The organism is Desemzia incerta (assembly GCF_900115825.1).
Taxonomy (GTDB): Bacteria; Bacillota; Bacilli; order Lactobacillales; family Carnobacteriaceae; genus Desemzia; species Desemzia incerta.
Window position 1 is genome coordinate 85,262 of record NZ_FOXW01000002.1, and the last position, 18,039, is coordinate 103,300.

The 18,039-nt window shown below is 37.5% G+C and carries 17 protein-coding genes; 2 read left to right on the plus strand and 15 right to left on the minus strand.

Annotated features, from left to right (window positions below; all coding sequences use genetic code 11):
- From yqeK to BM137_RS03150, 13 genes are all read right to left on the minus strand, one after another.
- Complete coding sequence (gene yqeK, locus BM137_RS03090; protein WP_092479696.1) at window positions 1-609, minus strand: bis(5'-nucleosyl)-tetraphosphatase (symmetrical) YqeK; 609 nt, start codon at window positions 607-609, stop codon at window positions 1-3.
- On the minus strand, window positions 599-1,243 hold the full coding sequence (locus tag BM137_RS03095; protein WP_092479697.1) for a nicotinate-nucleotide adenylyltransferase: 645 nt from the start codon (window positions 1,241-1,243) through the stop codon (window positions 599-601). The genes yqeK and BM137_RS03095 overlap by 11 nt, the downstream gene beginning before the upstream one ends.
- A 36-nt stretch (window positions 1,244-1,279) precedes the next feature.
- On the minus strand, window positions 1,280-1,591 hold the full coding sequence (gene yhbY / locus BM137_RS03100) for a ribosome assembly RNA-binding protein YhbY (protein ID WP_092479698.1): 312 nt from the start codon (window positions 1,589-1,591) through the stop codon (window positions 1,280-1,282).
- 31 nt (window positions 1,592-1,622) lie between these two features.
- Complete coding sequence (gene yqeH, locus BM137_RS03105) at window positions 1,623-2,756, minus strand: ribosome biogenesis GTPase YqeH (protein ID WP_092479699.1); 1,134 nt, start codon at window positions 2,754-2,756, stop codon at window positions 1,623-1,625.
- The gene (locus BM137_RS03110; RefSeq protein WP_092479700.1) at window positions 2,734-3,279 is read right to left on the minus strand and encodes a YqeG family HAD IIIA-type phosphatase; all 546 of its coding nucleotides are present in this window, start codon (window positions 3,277-3,279) and stop codon (window positions 2,734-2,736) included. Before BM137_RS03110 ends, yqeH begins: the two co-directional genes overlap by 23 nt.
- Before the next feature lie 165 nt (window positions 3,280-3,444).
- The gene (locus tag BM137_RS03115; protein ID WP_092479701.1) at window positions 3,445-4,962 is read right to left on the minus strand and encodes a Mur ligase family protein; all 1,518 of its coding nucleotides are present in this window, start codon (window positions 4,960-4,962) and stop codon (window positions 3,445-3,447) included.
- Between the two features lie 379 nt (window positions 4,963-5,341).
- Window positions 5,342-5,575 carry a YkuJ family protein gene (locus tag BM137_RS03120; RefSeq protein ID WP_092479702.1) on the minus strand — a complete coding sequence of 78 codons (234 nt, stop codon included), beginning with the start codon at window positions 5,573-5,575 and terminating at the stop codon, window positions 5,342-5,344.
- Window positions 5,576-5,923: 348 nt separating this feature from the next.
- Entirely contained in the window at window positions 5,924-6,793 is an 870-nt protein-coding gene (locus BM137_RS03125) for an NAD(P)-dependent oxidoreductase (protein ID WP_092479703.1), read from the minus strand.
- Window positions 6,794-6,876: 83 nt separating this feature from the next.
- On the minus strand, window positions 6,877-7,902 hold the full coding sequence (locus BM137_RS03130) for a glycosyltransferase family 4 protein (protein WP_092479704.1): 1,026 nt from the start codon (window positions 7,900-7,902) through the stop codon (window positions 6,877-6,879).
- A 4-nt stretch (window positions 7,903-7,906) separates the two neighbouring features.
- Window positions 7,907-9,100, minus strand: coding sequence for a glycosyltransferase family 4 protein (locus BM137_RS03135; RefSeq protein WP_092479705.1), 1,194 nt, complete (start codon window positions 9,098-9,100; stop codon window positions 7,907-7,909).
- A 236-nt stretch (window positions 9,101-9,336) separates the two neighbouring features.
- Window positions 9,337-11,058, minus strand: coding sequence for a phosphoenolpyruvate--protein phosphotransferase (ptsP, locus tag BM137_RS03140; protein ID WP_092479706.1), 1,722 nt, complete (start codon window positions 11,056-11,058; stop codon window positions 9,337-9,339).
- Entirely contained in the window at window positions 11,058-11,324 is a 267-nt protein-coding gene (locus BM137_RS03145; RefSeq protein WP_092479707.1) for a phosphocarrier protein HPr, read from the minus strand. The genes ptsP and BM137_RS03145 overlap by 1 nt, the downstream gene beginning before the upstream one ends.
- A 178-nt stretch (window positions 11,325-11,502) precedes the next feature.
- Window positions 11,503-11,691, minus strand: coding sequence for a hypothetical protein (locus BM137_RS03150; RefSeq protein ID WP_092479708.1), 189 nt, complete (start codon window positions 11,689-11,691; stop codon window positions 11,503-11,505).
- 229 nt (window positions 11,692-11,920) lie between these two features.
- On the opposite strand from BM137_RS03150, the gene BM137_RS03155 reads away from it, so the two are divergent.
- Both BM137_RS03155 and BM137_RS03160 read left to right on the plus strand, forming a co-directional pair.
- Entirely contained in the window at window positions 11,921-14,152 is a 2,232-nt protein-coding gene (locus BM137_RS03155) for an ATP-dependent Clp protease ATP-binding subunit (protein ID WP_092479709.1), read from the plus strand.
- 182 nt (window positions 14,153-14,334) lie between these two features.
- On the plus strand, window positions 14,335-14,610 hold the full coding sequence (locus BM137_RS03160; protein ID WP_092479710.1) for a DUF1827 family protein: 276 nt from the start codon (window positions 14,335-14,337) through the stop codon (window positions 14,608-14,610).
- Between the two features lie 129 nt (window positions 14,611-14,739).
- Here the strand turns inward: BM137_RS03160 and BM137_RS03165 are convergent, their stop codons facing one another.
- Both BM137_RS03165 and BM137_RS03170 read right to left on the minus strand, forming a co-directional pair.
- Window positions 14,740-16,323 (minus strand): peptide chain release factor 3, encoded by a 1,584-nt coding sequence (locus tag BM137_RS03165; protein ID WP_092479711.1) that lies wholly within the window; start codon window positions 16,321-16,323, stop codon window positions 14,740-14,742.
- A gap of 252 nt (window positions 16,324-16,575) precedes the next feature.
- A complete protein-coding gene (locus tag BM137_RS03170) occupies window positions 16,576-17,949 on the minus strand; it encodes an FAD-dependent oxidoreductase (protein ID WP_092479712.1) in 1,374 nt (457 codons plus the stop codon).
- Between the last annotated feature and the right edge of the window lie 90 nt (window positions 17,950-18,039).

Sequence of the window (18,039 nt, forward strand, 5' to 3'; positions counted from 1 at the left end):
CTATTTGTCAGCTACCCATCTATTGTAAGTAGCTACGGCTCTTGGGTAAATCTTTTTCTTTGTTTGAATCAAATGAGCTAACGTCTGCTGCGTTCCGAATGATACCGCTGCTTCTAGGTCTTCGTCAGCCAAGCGGCGAGCTTCTTCCACACCTGGAAACTGTCTTCCAGCTTCGATATAATCAGCTACATAAATCACTTGCTCTAGTAAAGACATTTCACTTCTGCCAACCGTATGGTAACGAATAGCGTTTAAGATATCCTCATCAAAAAGATGATACTCTCTTTTTACGATTTCCGCTGCGCAAGGTCCATGCCAAATGTTGCTGCCATAATCTATCATTTCGCTGGGCAATCCAGTTTCTTTGATCAACTCTTTCATCTCTTGGTCAGGTTTTTCTTTTGCCATGTCATGGCATAGTGCTGCAATACTAGCTGCTTCTATGGATGCTCCATATTGTTCAGCTAATCGGACTGCTGCTGCTTCTACTCCCAACACATGCTTAAAGCGTTTAGCACTCATTTGAATCCTTGCTTGTCCCTTCAATTCTTCACGGGTCAGAGCGAAGTAGCGGTTTGAATAGATCAGCTCATCAACCTCACTTTTCATCTCTATACAACCCTTCTTGTTGAATATAGTCTAAAACTGCTGCCGGCACTAAGTAGTTAACTGTACAGCCTCTGGCAATGTTTTTTCTAACTGAAGTAGAACTCACTTCTATTTCCGGAACATCTACCCATATCAAAGGATATTGAGTATCGATCACGTATCCTGGACGTTTTACTCCTACAAACTGAACCAGCTGCATCAATCCGTCAATCTTGTACCATTTAGGTAAATAGTTGACCATGTCTGCTCCAATAATAAAATAATATTCTGTATCAGGATGACGTTGAATCAATTCCAACATCGTATCGTAAGTGTAGCTTTTTCCGCCACGCTCAACCTCAATCGTTTCAATATCAAATTGAGGATTGTCTGAGATAGCTCGTTTCACCATATTTACCCTATGTTTAGCGTCAATGGTTTTTTTAGCATCCACATGAGGAGGATTAGCAGTCGGCATAAAGTAGACTTTATCCAACCCTAATTGTTGGCATACTTGATCTGCAACAACCAAATGTGCCAGATGTGGAGGATTGAATGTTCCTCCAAGAATACCCACTCTTTTCTTTGTTTCCGTTTCAGTTAATACTTCACTTAAAACTTGAGTTTGTTTCCCAGAAAAAAATGACTCTCTCACACAACTTCCACTCCTTCTTACTGTAAACTCTAAAGATTATTTTTTAGGGATATCTAATGAGATCTTGCGGTATTTCTCTTGTGAAGATGGTTTAAACAACACGATCACACGACCGATTTTTTGGATGACTTCGCAGTGGACTGCTTGTTCGATTGCTTCTGCAACTTCAGAAACGTCTTCATCTGCATTTTGCAATAACGAGACTTTGATCAATTCTCTTTTTTCCAAAGCTTCCCCGATCTGTACTAACATTTCTGGATTCATCCCATTTTTACCTACTTGAAAAATAGGGTTCAAATGATGTGCTTTGCTTCTTAAAAAACTTTTTTGCTTACCTGATAAGTTCATAGTAACTCTCCATTTCTATACTCGATTGACATTAAATAATTGACTTTCTGATTAAAACATCGATGCCTTTAGGCGCCCATCCGGCTACCACTACACCTGGCTTGGCTACAGTGATCCATCCTAAACCGGCAAAAACAATGTCTGACTTTTCTTTGATTGAGAACTCAAAACGAACCAGCTCAGGAAAAGCATCTTTTTCTTCCATGCGCGGCGGCTGCAATAAAGCTCCTTTTTGTTTTGCATACAATTCATCCGCTTTTTCCAATTTTGTCCGATGAATAGTTAAATCATTTGAGACGTAACAAGTAAAGGAACTTCTTTCACCTTTGATGAAATCAAAACGAGCTACTCCACCAAAAAACAAGGTTTGTGCTTCGTTCAATTGATAGACTTTCGGTTTGATTTCTTTTTTAGGTGCGATCAATCGCAAGTCTTTCGCTCCTAATACGTGAGCCATTTGGTGACGATGGATGATTCCCGGTGTATCAATCAAAGCTTTGCCGTTGTCTAAAGGAATCTCGATTTGATCTAATGTAGTACCTGGAAACTGAGAAACAGTAATCAAATCTTGAACCCCTGCCGAACTTTTGATAGTTTGATTGATGATACTTGATTTCCCAACATTGGTCACACCGACTACATAAACATCTTTTCCATTACGGTATTTTTCAATGGCTTCTTTCAACTCATCTATTTCGTTAGTTTTCATCGCACTAGTCAAGACTACATCTACTGGACGTAAACCAATTTCATGCGCTCTTTCACGCAACCACTGAGTCAAACGGCCTCTTTTTTGCGACTTAGGCAATAGATCCACTTTATTCCCCACAAGCAATACAGGGTTTTTCCCAACGAATCGATGCAGCCCCGGAATGACGCTTCCATTAAAATCGAATACATCTACTACGTTTACAATCAAGGCATCTTTAGAGCCGATTTCGTTTAGTAATTTTAAGAAATCGTCATCTGTCAAATGAACGTCTTGTATTTCATTGTAATGACGCAATCTGAAACAACGTTGACAGTAAACTTCTCCCGTTTCTAAACCTTTCTCTAAAGCTGCTGCAGGTGTATATCCAGGTTTAGTTTTGTCTGTTGTCTGTAATATTGCACCACAGCCAATACAACGAATCTCTTCTTCGTTATTTAACTCTGTCTTTGTCATGTATTGATGTCCTCCATCTCATATCTGGGTCTTTCTTGATCAAATAATTCATAATGTGCAATTCAAAAAAGCGATTGATGCGCGTATTCCATGCATCAGAGTTTAGAATGGGTTTGACAAGCACATTACGGATACCGGCGATATTCGCTCCCCAAATATCTGTCATGATTTGATCTCCTACCATTAAAATCTGTTCCTTAGGCAATTTCAGCCCCTCAGCAGCTTCATTAAACCCTTTTGATAAAGGCTTCATAGCGCGAGGAACATAGCGTACACCCAATAATTCTGCTACACGTTTGACACGTTCATCACTATTGTTCGACAGAATAATGATTGGTATATCTACTTCCTTCATCACTTGAATCCAAGCAATCAATTCTTCCGTACCATTTGGATTGTTCCAAGCGATCAGTGTGTTGTCCAAATCTGTCAAAACGGCTTTTATATTGTGCTCTCTCAACTGCTCCGGAGTGATCTGATAGATTGCTTCTACCATCCAGGTAGGTTTAAATATATTTAACATAACATCTCCCTACTCATTAAAATGGGAGCACTGTATTGAGTACTCCCATAGTATTCTATGTTTTTATTATACGCGAAAAGCTGAGAATATCAATTTTCTCTAGACATCTTCTTCCTTCCAATAAGCATCAATCTATTTGTAGGAAGAAAGGCCATCTCAGTTTGTTTAACGCTCTTTATTGTATCTTTCTAAACTTTTGATCACGTGGAAAGTATCACCTTCGTAATCTACATACCCATTCCCGACACGTTGATTCGTTTCTGCGCCTTTACCTACGACTGCTACAACTGTAGGTCCATCAACATGACTCATAGCTTTCTGAATAGCTTCAGCCCGATCTTCAACGATTTCATAACAACCATTCTCAGCAATTACAGCTTCAGCGACCTGCTCACATATCTCAATAAGTGGTTCATTAGCAGGATCGTCTTCAGTAATATAAACTTTATCTGAAAACTTACCGGCTACTTCTCCCATCTCTTTTCGTCGGTTGTAAGCTTTACCTCCAGGACACCCAAATACTGAAATCAGTTTGTGGTGCGGATATTCTTGTTTCAATGAATCAAACAATACCTCAAAGCTCAATCGGTTGTGGGCATAATCTACTATCCCAACCAAATTTTTATCTTGGCTGGTGTACAACTCCATACGTCCTTTAGCTCGTGCCTTTAGCAATCCTGACTTAATGTATTCTATAGGAATTCCTAAGACATACATTGCCGCAATAGCTGCTAATGCGTTCTCCACATTAAACAGTCCTGCGATTCCTAAAGAAACTTTTTCAGTGTATGTCGGCGTGCGAACATCAAATGTGATATGATTGTGCTCTTTTTGTACATTAAAGCCGTAAATATCTGCTTTTTCATTTCGCTGACTGAACGTGATCACATTACTCGCTTGGCGAGAAGCTTTTTCGATTCGTTCAAAATAATCCGTATCTAAATTTAAACAAACCGTCTCAGATTGTTTAAATAATAATAATTTTGAATTTAGATAGTCATCCATATCACTGTGTTCCACTGGACTTAAGTGGTCCTCAGAAATGTTTAAAAATATACCAATTTTAAACATTAACCCTTTAGTACGATCGTATTTTAGCGCTTGACTGGAGACTTCCATCTCAAAAAACTCGACTCCAGAATCTACAGCTGTTCTGAAATTTTGTTTCAAGACCATGGCTTCAGGAGTCGTCATGCGTGAAGGTGCTTTTGTGACTCCATCGTAATTTTCAACAGACGAAAAGTAACCAGATGTTCTTTTTTGGTTAGCTACTAAATAGTCATCTAAAATAGAACGCATAAAATTTGTAGTAGTTGTTTTTCCTTTTGTTCCTGTTACCCCTATCAGCGTCAACTGCTCTTCAGGAAAGTCATAGAAAAGAGAACTTAACACCGCCATAGCTTCGCGTATCTCTTTTACTAATATAACTGGTACATCTATACCGTAGTCTACTTCACTGACATAAGCCACAGCTCCATAAGATACGGCTTGTTTTAAATATTCTATTTTAAACGTAGCACCCTTACAGATAAACAAAGAAGGTTCACTAACTTCTCGTGAATCATATGTCATTTGCAAAATAGCGCTGTTAGCAATAGCAGAATCTCGAACAACCGTTGTATTGACTAAAATATCCTGTTCAACTAATTGATCAATATAGTCTTGTACTTTTAAAGTTCTCATGTTTCCATATCTCCCTTTATTCAGCTAATGGCTGATTTTAGTACATCAATCGAATCTTTTTCATACCAAAACCTCATCAGCATCTCCTACCTGTTTCAATGTTCCATTAAAATGATAGATATCTACTTCTTCTAATCTCCAGACATATTAAGTCTAACAAACTTCTCCTTATTATAACAAAATATTTTATTATTTACTTGAAAATTAGTTAAGGATATTCTTTTCAGCCTTATCTTGCTTTTTAGCCTGTCAATATGTCGGAGCATGCTGAACTGCCCTTTTAAACACCAAGCGGATGTCCGAAAGGGATTTTCCATTATTTTAGACAAAATAAAACAACCGACACAGAAATACCACTATTTCTGCATCGGTTGATTGCTTAATCTTGAAGTAGTTCAAATATTTCTATGGCTACAATATCAATATCATCAAATTGATAAACTTGACCAGTGGCTATTTCTTCTAGTTCATAAACTCCTGATTTACCATCATAATTGATCAGACAACGCTCAGCGCCTTCTTTTTCAAAGCGACGGACTTGTACTTCTCCATCTGATCCTTCTTGCATAGCTTCTAATCTGCGTATAATGGCAGTTAATTGTGAAGACTTCATGGTTCGTGCCCCTTTCAAACTTGACTCAGTACTATTCTAACAGATTTCAATGTAAATAACACTATACTCACTTCTGTTTTACAAAAAAAAAATCCAGCACTTTGGAGTATTCCTATAAACAAAGCTTTTTTACTTTACTGACAAACCCTTCTTTTCTTTAATTATGATAAAAAAATGATATCTTTCAGTAAAAAAGTTGAAAATAACATGACAAAAAAATGAGAAAACTGTTTCTTATCTGCTGTACTTGTTGAATACATTCGATTCACAAGAGGACCCCGATCAGTTTTTTGCACAAAAAAAACGCCCGCAGAAAAAAAATGACTGCTGACGCTTTTCTCAATATCTTTACATTTCCCACCATAGTTTGATTAATGCTTGTGTACCGTCATTCCCTTTACCTTTACCTTCCAATTCTTCATAGAGTTTTTCTGCTAAGGCTGTAGAAGGTAAATTCAGGTTCATTCTTTGCGCTTCTTCTAAAGCTATCTTTAAATCTTTAACAAAGTGTTTAACGAAGAATCCAGGAGAATAATCTTCTTTTAAAATACGTGGAGCATAATTGGTCAATGACCAGTTTTGGGCGCTCCCGCCTCCAACAGTATCGACTACTTTTTCAATATCTAATCCAGCTGCCTTTGCGTACACTAACAATTCTGTCATGCCTGTCATCGTGCCCGCAACCATGATCTGGTTAGCCATTTTAGTATGTTGTCCGCTGCCAGCCGGTCCTTGAAGATTGACCTTGCTGGAAAATAAATTAAAGATGGGTTCCAGTCTTTCAAATACATCTTGGTCTCCGCCTACCATGATGGTCAGAGTTCCGTTTTTCGCACCTAAATCTCCTCCTGAGACCGGTGCATCTAAAATACCTATACCTTTTTCTTGACCGGTTTCATAGAGCTTTTTCGCTAATGTCGGTGTACTAGTTGTCATATCGACCAACACTTGCCCGGACGCAGCGGTCTGGAAAATTCCGTTTTCTCCATAATAAACTTCTTCCACATCGGATGGGTAACCCACAATAGTAAAGACCAGATCTGCATTTTGCGCTGCTTCAGCTGGAGTACTTTTCCATTTCGCACCCAACTCTATGACCTCAGTCGCTTTATTTTTGGTACGGTTGTAGACTTGTACCTCGTGGCCAGCTTTTAATAAATGTTTAACAATGGATGTCCCCATAACACCCGTTCCAATAAACCCAATTCTTTTTTTCATAAGTACTTATCTCCTCCTCTTATCCCTTGGTAGTAGTATAACACGGATTCAATAGAACACTGCGAAAAGCGCTGCAGACTTTCTTACTGAAGTTGGTCCTGCTGGCTGTAAAACTCTAACCATATGCGAGCCAAGCGCTTTTCTGAATAAGCAGCATTGCCTTCAACCGCTTTTTTCTTTACGCTTTGATAAAAATCTTCATCTTGTTTTAGTCGATCAATCGTTTCTTTCATCGCAGTTTTATCTGCAGCAGGGTGATAGTAGCCTTTTAATACTGGTTCATACAATGGCAGATCACGTAACACAACAGGTGTATGACATGCTAAAGATTCCAAAATACACATTGGAAACAACTCTTCGTACGACGGTAATAAAAAGACATCAGCTAGATTATAATAGTCTCGCATTTCACTTCGGTTGAGTATGCCGGTAAAGAGCAGATTTTCAGGCGGATGGTCCATGATTTTTTTAAACTTTTCATACCCGTCTGTTATTTTCCCAAATGAAAATCCTCCTGCCCAAATGAACTGAACATCAGGCATTTCTTCAGCTAGTTTTACGAAGTCGTATACGCCTTTTCGCTCTTGGACTTGTCCGGCTCCAAATACTACAAATCGGTCAGGTTTGATTCCCAACTTTTCTTTCGCCTGTTTTTTTCGCTCAGAAGAATAGACAAAAAAGTCCTTTTCCGCTACAAAATTTGGAATATATGTAATATCGTTTTCCGCAATGCCGTATTTTTTTAACTCGTCAATAAAAATAGGATTAACCACTACTAGATGGTCCATCCTTTTATAGAAAGATATGACGTATTTATAAAATACTTCTTCTATGAGTTTTGGCAAATGAATACTGCCTTTTAGTGTGGAAGGCAAAAAGTGAACATAACCTATTCTTCTTCCAAATCGCTTCCTAAAAAAAGTGCTGATATAAAAATGTAAATCGATTGTATGATAATGGCTGATAGCTGATTTCGAAAACCGATTGATAGAAAGATCGATAGAATCTTTATGGTATGTTTTTAACAATTGCAGCAATTCAATATAAGCACTGCCTACACCTTGACCTTTTACTTTATCAGCAGAAGAAAACATATTTATATGAAGCATGACTTTAACCTCTCCTAACTGATTTTCGGTAATATTTTGGCTCAACCGGTTTTTCCAGCTGATAAGATTGCATCGCTTCTCGGTAATATTTCAGGACTTCTTCACCAAACACCGTTGACGAAATCGATTGAAGCAAGTTTTTACGATCTATAGGGTTACTTTTTTGAGCATCCCTATTCTTTAGATAGTCTAGAACCGTCTGACCTAATTCTTCGTCATACCGGTATGTTTTACCCAGCTTGCCGCTATAGATCAACATATCCGTATAAGGGCTAGACTTAGCTACAATGTTTGTTCCAGCAGCGATCGCTTCAATGTATGTCAGACCTTGAGATTCAGATGTAGAAGCATTAACATACAAATCCGAAGCTTGATAGTAAGCATTCACTTCATCTACATGGACTTCTCCAGTAAAACGAACAGATGGAGCGATGTTCAACGCCTCACTCAACTGCTCCAATTCACTACGAATAGGCCCGTCGCCAACTACAATTAATTTAGCGGTCGGATATTCGCCTAACACAGTCGGAAAAGCTTTTAAGATAGCCTCTATATTTTTTTCATGCGCTAAACGACTCAAAGATAACAACACCAATTCATCTTCTTCAATAGCCAATTCTTCGCGAATATTTCGTGTTGATGGGGCTCTTAATTTTTCCAAATTGACACCTGTAGGGATCACTCGGATGTCTTGTTTTACGCCGTAGAACAACAATTTATTTTTGGCTTTTTCACTTGGAGCAATTACTCCAGCCGTTTGATTGCAAAAATATTTGGAAACGACTTTTACATGTGATGGACGCAAAACTTTCCCTTTAGCCACGTAATGCAGATAGTCTTCATACATCGTGTGATACGTGTGCACGCAAGGAATCCCCAGTTGCCGCGCTACGTATTTGCCAGTTAACCCCAAGCTAAATTCAGTATGCGTATGAACTAAATCAAGGCGCAACTCTTTGGATTTTTTCAATGCAGTCAACATGCCGCGAAAAGCCACACGTCTATCTTTAAAAGAAAAGAAAGGAATACTAGCAAATCGCACGATACCCGGTTCATATTTATCAGCTTTAGGATCTGTCGTTGTAAAAATTACTACTTCATGTCCATGAGCTTCCAATTCTTCCTTTAATGTTTGGATAGATGTCGCTACCCCACTGACTTGGGGGAAATACGAATCAGTGAAAATTCCTATTCTCATTTTTATTTTCACTCCTTTAATAAGATTATACGGATTTTCAGTAAAAAAAACAGTGCAAATAAAGTAAATATTTCATTTTCATTGTTTTTTGATGGATTGCTCATCATAATCTTACCTTAACATAGATGGATAAAGAAATAATCCATCTTTAGCAGTAGAAAAAGCACTTTATACAAAAAAAAACTTGGTTTAGGAATTCCTAAACCAAGTGTTTTATAATTATTATCTTTATGGTTTTATTTTAGATATTCTTCAACTAAACCAACAACTTCTTCAGCAGTGTCGCATTCATTGATTGCTCTGTCTGCCAATTCAGCCATTTTTGTTGAATCCAATGTTTTCATTAAGCTGCGTGTTTTTAACACACTTGATGCACTCATTGAGAACTCGTCTAAACCAAGACCTAATAATAATGGAACAGCCGTTTGATCCCCAGCCATTTCTCCACACATACCAGCCCATTTGCCTTCTTTATGCGCTGAATCAATAACATTCTTGATCAAGCGTAAGATTGAAGGGTTGTAAGGTTGATACAAGTAAGAAACGCGCTCATTCATACGGTCAGCAGCCATTGTGTATTGGATCAAGTCATTCGTTCCAATACTAAAGAAATCTACTTCTTTAGCAAATTTGTCTGCAATTACAGCTGCAGCAGGAATTTCAATCATGATACCAACTTGGATAGAATCAGAAACTTCAACACCATCTTTGATCAAGTTTTCTTTTTCTTCCAATAAAATAGCTTTAGCTTCACGGAATTCGCCTAAAGTAGCGATCATTGGGAACATGATACGCAAGTTGCCATGAACTGATGCACGTAATAGAGCACGCAATTGTGTTCTGAACATGTCAGATTCATTTAAACTGATACGGATTGCACGATATCCCAAGAACGGGTTCATTTCATGAGGTAAATCTAAGTAAGGAAGTTCTTTATCTCCACCGATGTCCATTGTACGAACAACGACTGGTTTTTCTCCCATACTTTCTAACACTGTTTTGTAAGCTGTGTATTGATCATCTTCCGTTGGGAAATCTGATGAGTCCATATACAAGAATTCAGTACGGTACAAGCCAACTGCCTCAGCTCCGTTATTGTGAACTCCGTCTAAATCTTTAGGAGTACCAATATTCGCAGCTAATTCAATGTGTTTCCCGTCGGCTGTTACAGTATCTTCTTCTTTTAATTTTTCCCACTCAGCTTTTTGATTTTCAAATTCTTCAGCTTTTACAGAGTAAGTGTTGATTGTGTCAGCATCTGGTTTAATGAATACTTGACCTTCTAAACCGTCAACGATGATTTCATCCCCATCTACTACACGACTTGTAATATCTTTTGAACCAACGATAGCTGGAATTTCAAGAGAACGAGCCATAATAGCAGAATGTGAAGTACGACCTCCGATATCAGTTACGAAAGCCTTAACGTATTTACGGTTTAATTGAGCAGTATCACTTGGTGTTAAATCATGTGCGATCACAATCACTTCTTCATCTATTGTTGAAGGACTAGGTAATTTCACACCTAATAAATGAGCTAAAACGCGTTTGCGAACATCTTTGATGTCAGCTGCTCGTTCTTGCATATATGGATTGTCTTCCATTCCTTCAAAGATAGAAATAAATGTATCAGTAGCTTCTTGAAGCGCACTCTCAGCATTTACTTTGTTGTCTTTGATGTTGCTTTCGACCGTTCCAATCAAATCAGGATCTGAAAGGACCATCAAATGCGCATCAAAAACTTGAGCTTCTTCTTCGCCTAAACTTTTCGCTGCATTCTCACGAATCAAGCTCAACTCTTCTTTAGCTTTAGCCAATGCATCAGTAATACGTTGAATTTCACTCTCTGAATCTTCAACTGATTTTTTGGTGAAAGTTAAATCCGGCTCGATAAGCATATAGGTTTTTGCAATAGCAATACCATCACTAGCTGCAATCCCTTTCAGTACGTCTACCATTATTCTGATAATCCTTCTTTCTTCATTGTTTCTGCGATTCCAGAAATTGCTTCAGCTTCGTCTGCTCCTTCAGCAGAAATCGTAACGTCTGCGCCTTGGCCAACACCTAAAGACATAACGCCCATGATTGATTTCAAGTTTACAGATTTACCTTTGTATTCAAGGTTGATATCTGAGTTGTATTTGCTTGCTGATTGTACTAATAATGTAGCTGGACGTGCATGGATTCCTGTTTCAGCTACGATATGAAATTCGCGTTTTTCCATAATGGTTATTCCCCTTTATTTCAAATATTTTTTTATTTAGAGTCAGTTTCATCTATAATACTGTTAAACAGTAAAAGACATAGTTAAAAATAACCCTTTCAAAAATTAGATTACCATTTTTTCAATCATTTCACAACTCTTTTTACATTGTAAACGCTAAATCGGAGATAAATTTAATCTATTCTCTCGTTTTACGTCTATAGACAACGTTTCCACCTAATCCAGCTTCACCTATAACGTTATTTTTTTCTGGATGCTGATTCCATGCTTCTAAAAAAATCATGAACTCATCTTTTGGAATAATGATTTTTTCCACTTCCCCATTACTTAATGCAAAAAGTTTTTGCTGCATTTCTTCTTTAGTCAACTTAACCACCTCATTTTTCTGTTGTGTCTAGTGTATCACTTTCATAAAACAGAAAATAGTTGTATCTTAGCTTTGTAAATAAAAACTTATTTATGCAGCAGGCAACTAATTTTCACGAGAAAAAAACTTGAAAGTCAGGAATGGTCAGTGTATAATAAATTCATAAAGGTCAGACAAAGTCAAATTCACGTCTGGCTGATGAATCAATCTTTGAAAGGTTGTGTAAATTATGTTATGTCAAAATTGCCATCAAAATGAAGCTACTATTCATTTGTATACTAGTATGAATGGTCAAAAAGGTCAATTAGACCTATGCCAAAACTGCTACCAAGAATTGAAAAACGCACAAGCTCGCGGAATGGGAAATAACCGCCCACCTCAAAATCCTTTTGGGTTTGGAAATTTAGATGATTTATTCCGTTCTATGCAAGGCGGAACAAGAGAATATCCTAATTCTGACGTCCCTCCTACTCAAACTGGAGGCGGCAGAGGCAATCAGCCTCCAACCAGAAGAAAATCGGGTTTACTGGGAGAATACGGTACTAACTTGACCGACTTAGCAAAATCAGGAGCCATTGATCCAGTTATCGGCAGAGACCAGGAAATCGAACGAGTATTAGAAATCTTGAACCGCCGTACAAAAAATAATCCTGTATTGATCGGTGATCCTGGTGTTGGTAAGACCGCTGTTGTTGAAGGTTTAGCGCAAAAAATCGTAGACGGCGATGTTCCTCAAAAATTAATGAACAAGGAAGTCATCCGTTTAGATGTTGCTTCATTAGTACAAGGAACGGGTATTCGTGGTCAATTTGAAGAGCGTATGCAACAATTGATGAATGAATTGAAGCAAAATAATAACATTATCTTGTTTATTGATGAGATTCATGAAATCGTAGGCGCAGGTAGTGCAGACGGCAGTATGGATGCAGGGAATATTTTAAAACCTGCCCTAGCTCGAGGCGAACTTCAATTAGTTGGTGCTACCACGCTAAGAGAATACCGTTCGATCGAAAAAGACGGTGCTTTAGAGCGTCGTTTACAACCAGTGCGTGTAGATGAACCTACCCTTGATGAGACCTTTAGTATCTTAAAAGGGATTCAAAAGAAATACGAAGAATACCATCAAGTAAAATATACAGATGAGGCTATACGAAGCGCAATCAACTTATCTGACCGTTATATTCAGGATCGCTTCTTGCCGGATAAAGCAATCGATTTGTTAGATGAATCTGGTTCTAAGAAGAACCTGACCATCCAAACTATTGATCCGCAGATCATAGAAGAAAAAATTGCTGAAGCTGCTCAAGAAAAACAAGCTGCTCTGCAAAATGAAGACTATGAAAAAGCTGCATTTTATAGAGACCAAGCTGCTAAATACGCAGCAATGCGAGATCAACAACAACCAGATTCAGAAAAACCGGTCGTTACTGAGCAAGATATGATCAATATCATTGAATTAAAAACAAACATCCCTGTTGGTGACTTAAAAGAAAAAGAACAAACTCAATTGCGCAACTTAGATACTGACTTGAAAAAACATGTCATCGGTCAAGATGCTGCTATTGAAAAAATTGCTAAAGCTATCCGCAGAAACCGCGTTGGTTTCAATAAAAAAGGCAGACCTATTGGTTCATTCTTGTTTATCGGACCAACTGGTGTCGGAAAAACAGAATTAGCTAAGCAATTAGCATTTGAATTGTTCGGCAGCAAGGATTCATATGTACGTTTTGACATGAGTGAATACATGGAAAAACACAGTGTCTCTAAATTGATCGGTTCTCCTCCAGGCTATGTTGGTTACGAAGAAGCTGGTCAATTAACTGAAAAAGTTCGCCGTAACCCATACAGCATTTTGTTGTTGGATGAGATTGAAAAAGCTCACCCAGATGTATTGCACATGTTCTTGCAAATTCTTGACGATGGTCGTTTGACGGATGCACAAGGAAGAACTGTAAGCTTTAAAGATACGATCATTATCATGACAAGTAATGTTGGACAAGGCGAAGTTGAGGCTAGTGTCGGATTTGCGGCTACTAATCAAGCAAACCGAAGTTCAGTCTTGAACCATTTAACAGACTACTTCAAACCAGAGTTTATCAACCGCTTTGACGGCATCATCGAATTTAATACGTTGAGTAAAGAAAACTTGCTACGTATTGTTGATTTGATGATTCTAGATGTGAATCGCATGCTTCAAGATCAACGCATCACCTTAGATGTCGATCAACAAGCGAAAGAAAAATTAGTAGATCTTGGATATGATCCTAAGATGGGCGCTCGTCCGCTAAGAAGAGTGATCCAAGAACAAATAGAAGACCGTGTAGCTGATTTCTATTTGGATCATCCAAATGCTAAAGACTTGATTTGTACGATTGAAGAAGATGAAATCACTATAAAGGAAAAAGAAATCGTTGAGGTCAGAGAAGAAAGCGAAGATTCTTCATCAGAGACAACAGAATAATTTTTGATACAACTTCTCACTATAGGTTTTCAATACCGTGCCCTTTGAAGTAAGAATAAAGACTTCTTATCTTCAAAGGGCATTTTTTCTTTCAAATAGTAAATAATATTTTGAAAAAAGGTTTCGTGAGGTTTATAATAAAACCAAATAATAAAATTTTAAAGAAGAACGAGGTGGACAACATGAAACTAATCGATGTAACCAATAGCCATTCTCTTTTAGTAAGTAGTCAGTTAGAAAATACTGATGCCGTTTTTATAAAAGTCTTTTCATTAGGTCCCACCACAGTAATTTTCTCCGGCGCGCCTACACATGAAGATGTTATTCTTGAAAATAAGAAACGAAATATAAAGAGTACTGAAATCCAATACGCTATTGAACGTATTTTAGAAGCCGATCCAAGCGAGGTAGAAATCTTTGAAGCTCCGCATCTCGTAGAAATTTCTATTAAACGCTGACCTTATTTATCGGTATAATCCCAACAGACAGAAGCCAGCATTCATTTTCATTTGTTTAAGTTGACTGTCTCATTCCACTCATAAAAAAATGACCGCTGAATGATTCAGCGGTCATTTTTTTATATTTTTTTACAACAATGTTTTTAATTCAACATCGGGATATTTGTCTGAGAACCAACGCATTGCAAATTCATTTTCAAACAAGAACAACGGGTTGCCAAAACGGTCTTTCGCTAGGATGTTTCGACTAGACGACATGTTCTCATCTAAATCATCGACATCGATCCAACGAGCGATTTTATGCCCCATTGGAGACATAATGATTTCTGAATTGTATTCACCTAGCATTCTGTGTTGGAACACTTCGAATTGCAGCTGACCAACAGCACCGATAATATAATCTTCCGTGTGGTATGTTTTATACAATTGAATAGCACCTTCTTGCACCAATTGTTGAACACCTTTATGGAATGATTTTTGTTTCATTACATTTTTAGCTGAAACTTTCATAAACAATTCAGGAGTAAATTGGGGCAAATCTTCAAACTCAATTTTTAAATTGTTTTCGTAAATCGTGTCTCCAATTTGGAAGTTTCCAGTATCGTATAACCCAATGATATCTCCTGCAACAGCATGCTCTACTGTCTCGCGTGTCTCAGCCATAAATTGTGTCGAATTAGACAATCTCATTTTCTTAGAGGTTCTTGCTAAAGTGACATCTATTCCACGTTCAAACTTACCAGAACAAATTCGTACAAATGCGATTCGGTCTCTATGAGCTGGGTCCATATTCGCTTGAATTTTAAAGACAAATCCAGAAAATTTTTCTTCTGATGGACTTATTTGTTCTTCATTTTTTGTTTCATGAGCAGATGGACCAGGCGCAAATTCTAGATAAGTATCTAAAAATGTTTGCACACCAAAATTGGTCAATGCAGAACCAAAAAATACAGGCGTCAATTCTCCGGCTTGAATTTTTTCTCTCGAAAATTCATTTCCAGCTTCACTTAACAATTGGGCATCCTCAAGTGCTTGCGTATATAAGCTGTATTGTTTTAATGGATGATCTCCAATGATCTCCCCATCTTCATCTAATGGAGCATAAGATTCGCCATTTAAGCCATTGATTTCAGGGCGATGCACTTCTACACGATTATTATAAAGGTCGTATAATCCTAATAAACCTTTCCCCATACCAATCGGCCAATTCATTGGGTAAGCATCAATTTCTAACACTTCTTCCAATTCATCAATCAAATCTAACGGCTCTCTTCCATCCCGGTCTAATTTATTGATGAAGGTAAAAATAGGAATACCTCTCATGCGACAAACTTTAAATAATTTCTTTGTTTGCGGCTCAATCCCTTTGGCACTGTCAATAACCATTACTGCACTATCCACAGCCATCAAAGTACGGTAAGTATCTTCAGAAAAATCCTCATGTCCAGGAGTATCTAAAATGTTGATTCTTTTGCCGCTATAATCAAATTGCATCACTGAACTGGTTACTGAGATCCCACGTTGTTTTTCAATTTCCATCCAGTCTGATTTAGCAAATTTTCCAGATTTTTTCCCTTTTACAGTACCCGCCTGACGAATCGCTCCACCGAAAAGCAATAATTGCTCGGTAATCGTCGTTTTCCCAGCATCCGGGTGAGAAATAATCGCAAAAGTTCTACGAGATGCCACTTCTTCTTTTAATGTTTGCTTCATATTCAAATCCCTCTTTTAAATTTCTTTTAATTTTTATATAAGCAGAATCTCTTGATTCAATCATCCTTAAGAATCTTTTCTGCACTAATCAAGCTTTACTATCTACAACTAATTAATTATAACATAATTTAAAAACGAGAGCGAGATAAATCTAAATCCTAGAATAGCTTCGATGTGAGGAAAATAAAAACTTAAGAACAAAAAAATGACTGAAGTAAGACTCCAGTCATTTTTTTCTTTTTAAATTAAGGATTAAACAGTTACTTCTGTACCTGTTGCGATTTTTCTTTCTTGTTCTACTGCTGCTTGTGCAAGCAAGTTCAAGTAGTTCCAAGGACGATCGAATACTGGTTGGAAGAAGAAGTCAACATATGCCAAATCTTCGATAGTCATTTTGTTTTGTACAGCTAATGACAATGTATTAGCTGATTGAGTGATGTCATATTTAGACATTACTTGTCCACCAACGATGCGGTTTGTTCCAACTTCATAAACTAATTTCATCAATACTTTTTCATTTGTCGGCATGAATTCTGGACGGTAGTAGTCTTCAACTACAACTGAACGAACATCTAATCCGAAATGAGAAGCACTGTTTACGTTTACTCCTGTAGAACCGATGTTGAAACCGAACAAGTACAATCCAGATGTAGATTGTGTTCCACGGTATTTAACACTTGGTTCAACAATGTTTTTACCAACTAAAGTTCCCATGCGAACAGCGTTAGTTGCTAATGGAATATATGCAGATCCACCATTTGGATTGTAATGAACTGCACAGCTGTCTCCAGCAGCGTAAATATCTTTATCGCTTGTTCTCATGTATTCATCAACAATAATAGCGCCATTTGGCAACATATCTACTTTGTCTTTTAACAATTCATTGTTTGGACGGAAACCAACACACATGATAACCATTTCAGTTTCAAATGAATTTTCAGAAGTGACAACTTTAGTTACTTCTCCATTTTCATTCGCTTCAAAGCCATTTACAGTTTGGTTTAGTGCTAATTTGATTCCACGTTCTTGCAAATCGTGTTCTAAGATATCTGTGAATTCTGGATCTAGGTATTTGTTTAAAATACGGTCTAATCCATCAATCAACGTAACATCTTTTCCAGATTCAGCAAAAGCTTCCACTAATTCAATACCAATGTAACCTCCACCAACAATAACAACTTTTTGTTTGTCTTTTGCTTGGCGAATGATTTCATTAGCTTGGTTGTAGTTTTTACATAATAAAATGTTTTTAGACTCAATACCAGAGATTGGTGGAACAATCGGCCATGAACCTGTTGTATTCACTAATTTGTCGTATGATTCTTCAAAGACTTCACCAGTTTGCATATTTTCTACAGTAACTTTTTTAGCAACAGTATCGATATTTGTAACATTGTGTTCCATGTGCACAGTTGCGCCCATTTCAGTTAATTCTTCAGGATTTGAATAGAATAAACCTGCTGGATCTTTCACAACGCCACCAACATACAATGCGATTCCGCATGATAAGAATGACACATTATCATTTCGTTCAAAAACTGTTACTTCAGTATTTGGATGCTCATTAAGAATTGTTTTTACTGCTGATGTTCCAGCATGCGTACATCCTACAACGACTACTTTCACTATGAATCCTCCTATTTAGATCACTTATACGGATCATTTTCAACGGTATTTTATGTTAAGAACATTTATTATTCTTAAGCACAGCTCATA